The organism is Pseudoalteromonas sp. TB64 (genome assembly GCF_000498095.1).
Taxonomy (GTDB): Bacteria; Pseudomonadota; Gammaproteobacteria; order Enterobacterales; family Alteromonadaceae; genus Pseudoalteromonas.
The window spans coordinates 21145-27144 of the sequence record NZ_AUTQ01000138.1 but is presented as its reverse complement, the minus strand read 5'-3'; the positions used below and the strand labels follow the sequence as shown (position 1 = coordinate 27144).

Annotated in this window: 3 protein-coding genes and 1 pseudogene; all 4 read left to right on the top strand. The window is 36.5% G+C overall.

Annotation, left to right across the window (positions count from 1 at the left end; translation table 11 throughout):
- Nucleotides 1-713 (top strand): annotated as a pseudogene (locus tag L647_RS0110935) (mammalian cell entry protein); the annotation flags it as partial.
- Entirely contained in the window at nucleotides 713-1321 is a 609-nt protein-coding gene (locus L647_RS0110930; RefSeq protein ID WP_024611136.1) for a PqiC family protein, read from the top strand. The pseudogene L647_RS0110935 and the gene L647_RS0110930, both read left to right, overlap by 1 nt.
- A gap of 179 nt (nucleotides 1322-1500) precedes the next feature.
- Complete coding sequence (locus tag L647_RS0110925) at nucleotides 1501-2487, top strand: hypothetical protein (protein WP_029880441.1); 987 nt, start codon at nucleotides 1501-1503, stop codon at nucleotides 2485-2487.
- Between the two features lie 830 nt (nucleotides 2488-3317).
- The gene (locus L647_RS0110920) at nucleotides 3318-5813 is read left to right on the top strand and encodes a di-heme oxidoredictase family protein (RefSeq protein ID WP_253948863.1); all 2496 of its coding nucleotides are present in this window, start codon (nucleotides 3318-3320) and stop codon (nucleotides 5811-5813) included.
- The last annotated feature ends 187 nt before the right edge of the window (nucleotides 5814-6000 follow it).

Sequence of the window (6000 nt, the reverse complement as noted above, 5' to 3'; positions counted from 1 at the left end):
CCCCTGCCAATGTTATTATTGACGGTAAGCCTGCACACTTTAGAAATAACAATACCGCCGTTCCAGTATTAATAAAAGTTGAATATGGACGCCTTTATCACGATAGTTCATCAGCAAAAGAATATTGGCAAGGCAGTTTAAAAGGCTGGATTAAAAACGGTATGCGCGCCTCACTAAAACCGGGTAATTTATTAACAGGTGCTGTGTATGTCGACTTTGATATTTATCCTGATGCACCAGAAGCACACTTAGACAAACTTGTGCAGTATGATGTTTTCCCAAGTATTTCTAGTGGTATAACCGTACTAGCAGATCAGGTTTCTGATGTACTTAATAAAGTAAACGATCTAAAAATTGAAGATAGCTTAGAGCAAATGCAAGCAACCTTCACTGATTACCAAGCGCTTGCTAACGATCTGCGAAAGCTGTTAAGTCAAAAAGATACGCAAAACTTACCTGGTGACTTTAACCGTAACTTTGAAAAAATGACAAAGAGTATGGAGCAGTTTGAAGTGACTATGCGTCAATTTGATAAAACAATGGCAAGTTACCAAGCCGGTTCAGAGCTTCACCATCAAATACAACAAACGTTAAAAGAATTTAAACGTTTGAGTGAAGGGCTACAACCATTAACCCGAGGTTTAAACGAGCAACCCAATATGTTGATTTTTGATAAGTCACTCCCTACCGATCCAACACCAAGGAAGCAATAATGAAATCGCTATTCTTATCAGCCACATTAATTTTGCTATTGAGTGCATGCAGTTCATCAATACAAACTGCGACGCAATATTATCAGTTTGAGCAACCAATTGGGGCGTCGTCTCGTAATGTTAGCGCAACAGATGCACAGCTAAGAATACAAACTGTTGTGCTTAGAGGCGCGTTGAATAACTTAGGTATTGCTATGAAAATAGACAGTAACCAAATTCACGCTGCTAATTACAACTTATGGGGCGAATCGCCAGATGTAATGCTAACCGCTACGGCTCAGCAAACATTGTTTAATGCCATGCCTAATTGGATGGTAATAAAAGGTTTGCCGGTAATTACAGAAATCGATCAGCAAACGTTTTACGAACTAGAGTACGAAATACATCACTTTAATGGTGACTTAAAGGGTAATGCAGATATATCGGGTCTTTGGCGATTATATTACACACACCCAGAGACCGGCAGGCGTTTGATCAGCATCCATAACTTTTCAAACTTAGTCCCTATTGATGATGATGGTTATGACGGTTTAGTTTCGGCACTTGAAAAAATATGGCTAAACATCAACCTAAATGTCGCTAAAGAAATAGAACAAGCAAGACTGTAGTTTTGATCTTATTCATTGCTTTCCACTAAAGAAGCACTTGTTAGTTAGCTAAAAAAGAAGAATGAGGGGTCATTAAAATTAATAAAAATGAACCCCTTCATAATATATTATTATTTTAAAAGTATGTAACAACCAGCATGTAAATTGCCTATTTTCAATAACTTAAAACGGAATTATAAATGAAAGAAGTTGAGGTCGCTTATACCGACTTAGAATTAATGCAAATGGGAAATGATGAACGAGCTCATGTTGTAAGTCAAAGGAAGATGATTGGTGCTGGTGTTGGCGGGCTTGTTTTATTGGCCGCTGCATATAGCTTTTTTATTGCTGCAAAGTTTTTCTTTCTTGATGTTCCTTTAATAGAACCTTTATATTTTATTACTAGCCCTTTCTGGTGCATACCGTTACTATTTTTAACAAGGTCTGTTTTTTTTAGAACACTCTTAGCTATTTGGGTTACAGTCTCCCTTCCTTTCCTTTTTACTTTTACGTTTACAATTCAAGATTTTTACTTCGGAACGAGCATTAATTTCGATTATCTCTTTAGTAATTTGAGTCAATTTTACGAACTTGCCTATGGAGATATAGGTTCAAAATTACAACATTTAACTATATCTAGAGCACTTTCTCTTGAACAACATAAAATATTTATGAGCGGTATTATGCTTATTAACTCACTCGTGTTGGTTATCTGCTTTTCTATGTTTTATCGTATTTGTTACGACGTAATATTAGGTTTTAGCAAAAACAAACCAACGCTTGAAGTTAATGGTTTTTTTCAGTACTTAGGTGGTTTGTTCATTGTATTTGCAACCTACTTCATCCTTGCTCATCTGCTTATACTTACAAAGGATCTTCCTTTCGGCTTAGGTATATTTATTGCTTGGAATGTAATGTTTTACCCATTTTTAGGTATTCGATTAGCCTTAACAAATTCCAAAAGAAAAACTAAAGACAAAATAGGCACAATGCTTACGCGTTATTACATCGTATTTGGATTGGTCATTTTTCCTTTATCATTATATTTGAGTGGTAGCTTAATGGTAAAAATACAAGGAATATTATCGGGTAGCATATTCTCTATTTTGTTTTTTTTGCCAATCATTTTAGTGCCATTTTTTCTTTATTCGTTAAAAGACAAAAAAGTACAAGAACAAAGTGATTAAATAAAAGCACTAACTACAGTTATAGTTTTACCCGTTGTAACTGTAGTTATAAATGTGAAGGCATAATGTCTCATAAAAAGATCGAAGGTCCTCTATACTGAGCAAAAAACGAGCGCGTAAGATGTTAGAGCCCTTTCATAATTTGCTGTATATTCCAAATATATTACATCGATAAAATTTCATAATATTCGCTAATATTTACTAAACCTGACTACCGCATATAGATTCAAATATCATTTCCAACATACCTTAAAACCTCACTAAAACCCCATTCGTAATTGTGCAACCAACTTTAAACTTAATATCATTTTTTTGAATTCAAATATCAAAGTATTTTTTAATTAAAAACATACCTCCTCTAAATTTAAACACAAACCTTATCCTGACACATTCCCCACACTATTTACCGATACCTTGCAAACCCCATTTTAGGTACAATGCGTTTTGCATTCATTGTTTTGAGTTGTGTATTTATACACACGAGTGTAATTAATACATGCTCGTTTAATACCAATTCGCTTAATTTAGAGGTCTATTTTGAGGTAATAAAACGGTGTCGGTAACGAGGCATAAATTATCGAAAAGCAAGGAGATTAATAGTAAGGAGTAAAGGTATTGGGCAGTTGGAAATGATTTTTAAATTCTTACTTTGTTTTAACGAGTAAAAAAATCAACATCATAAAACCTGCGCAACTCTACTTACCATTTAACAGCTTTAAACCATTTATATATCACGTTTAATTATCTGTTTTATAAAAGATAAAAGCGGTAGATGTAGTAAAAATTGAGGTTAATCCCTTAGTAATTGGATATTTTTTAAGGAAAATAATATGAAAAAAAGCACACTGCTTGGCTGCGCTATTAGTATTACTTTGTGTTCAATCACACAAGTACATGCAACGGTTAATAATCAATTACATAAAGGTATTTTTAATACCTTAAGTGCAAATACTAATGCTGTTGCTAATGAACAGTTTGGTATTGAAATAAGCTCACAAACGAGTATTACATTTTTTGTAAATACATCTGACTGGGCTGATGTACATTATATTTTAAACAGCGATAATCAACATAATGCTCGCATGATTATAAATGGCTCACGTAATACCAGAACACTAACGGGCTTGAGCAATGGCGACATTATTAAGTACTCATATACTTATTTAGATGAGAGTGGAGCAGCAAAAGTCTCACCTTGGAGTACCTATATTTTTAATACTGTTGTTGATAGTACAGATTCAGATAATGATGGTGTTAATGACACCGAAGATCTATGCCCTAACACAGCAACTAACGTAGTTGTTGATGCAGTCGGTTGTATAATTGAGCCTAATGATAATGAAGAAGAAACTGACTTAGGCAGTATTGTTCCATTATTTAACAACACAACTGCACTTGAGCATGCTATTTCTTTTGACCGTGGTGATGCACTCGTTACCCGCTTTGCAGACAGAGGACGGGATCGCCATGCAAAAGAGGATCAGTTTCAAGCTTACGATCACTATTTGTCGCATTATTGGACACACCGTACCGCACAATTTGAATTTGTTGATTATGTAGCCAAAGGCGGCGATTCAATTGAAATCACTTTTATCACAGAGTGGAAAATAGACGCCAAAGAATTTAGAGCGTGGTACCGTGGTTTAAATACCGTTGCTGAATACCATGGAAATCTTGGCGGTGGCGTTATTGAACTAGATAATGGTAGTTATGATCATGATTTTAATAAAATAAGTGATACAGGAGATCAATACAGATATAAATTAATTATTGATGATTATCGTCCCCTAAATTGGTCTCCAACTAATGTTATGCCTCTAGAAATAGGTCAACGTATGGAGTTTGAAGTGAGCCAATTTTTAGATGTATCAGTTCCTGAAGGTCGCACAAACTACTATGGAACAACTTATTTATATATTGTTGGTGAAGGTTTAGCCCCTTGGAAAACCGTTGGTAACTTTGATGACGAGAGTTCTGAACGTGAAGATTCATACCCAATTGCCCAAAATGGTCGCCTAGGTGGCGGTACCACTTTACCTTATAACTACACTAACGAACCTGATAACCACTTTATGCAAATGGCTACCAATTTATCAAACGTAAACGGTCAAGCATTTGTACAAGGTCGACGAGTTCACCACACTAATTTTACCACGGGTGGACACGACGAAAGTGTTGAAAATGGTATTTTCACTGAGCTTGTAGGCAAAGCTGGTATGCATTATGTTAATACATCTTGTTCTGGTTGCCATGAACGTAATGGTCGGGCTTCAGTTGCTGATACCGGCGTTCCTTTAGATAAGTGGGTATTTGCAATCGCTGATGCTGACTCTCAGCCAGACCTTTTGAGAGGGAGTGTATTACAGCCTAGTAATATTGGGATTAACTCCGCCTTGGGTGAAGGTACGGTAACAATTGCCTCATGGACTGAAAATAATGGTCTGCGCTCTCCAAATTATGAATTTTCTAGTGGCAGACCCGCCCGTTTCTCAGCTCGATTGGCACCTCAATTAGTGGGCTTAGGTTTGCTTGAGGCAATCAACGAAGAAACAATATTAGAGCGAGAAGATAAAGATGACATTGATGGTGATGGTATCTCAGGTAAAGCGCGATTATCAATAGACCCACTTACTGGTGAAACGCGTTTAGGTCGTTTTGGCTACAAGGGCAATGCAACGTCTATTAAACATCAAGTTGCTGGTGCATTAAATACTGACATGGGAGTAATGACATCGGTAAAGCCAACACCTGATTGTGGCCCTAATCAAACAACCTGTGGAAATGAATTGGGTAGTGAGCTGTCCGATGAAAATTTAAATAATTTAGTTAAATATATTTCTTTGTTAGGTGTTCGTGCACAACGCGACCTTGATAACGATAATGTTATTCTAGGCGAAACCATATTTAATGAGATTGGGTGTGAAAGTTGTCATCGCAGCACAATGAAAACCAGTGAGTTTGCACCATTAGCCGAATTACGAAACCAAACTATTCGCCCGTTTAGTGATTTATTATTGCATGATATGGGCGAAGGTTTAGCTGATAACTTAGGCGCTGGTAATGTAACAGGCGCAGAATGGCGCACAACTCCACTTTGGGGCTTAGGTTTATCCGCTTGTGTTACTGGTGGTGTTACTAACCCTACCGGTTATCAAGGTGATGATGTGTGTAAGCCTAACGCTAACTATTTGCATGATGGACGAGCGCGTACTATCAATGAAGCAATTATGTGGCATGGCGGCGAGGCTGAAAGTGCACGTATTGCCTATGAAAGCATCACTTCATCAGAACAATCAGCATTGTTAGCTTTTTTAAATTCGCTTTAAAATAAGTTATTAACTAAGGCTATTAACGTTGGTCGAGCTTATATCTGATTAAGAGGATTTACGAGTCCGTTAAATCATAATGATATTTAGGTTTGTTACTTACAGTTCAAGTTAATAATTAAAGCCTACGCTATTTTCCCAACAGCGTAGGCTTTTTATTTTAGGCATTATGATTCGCTTTTTAAGA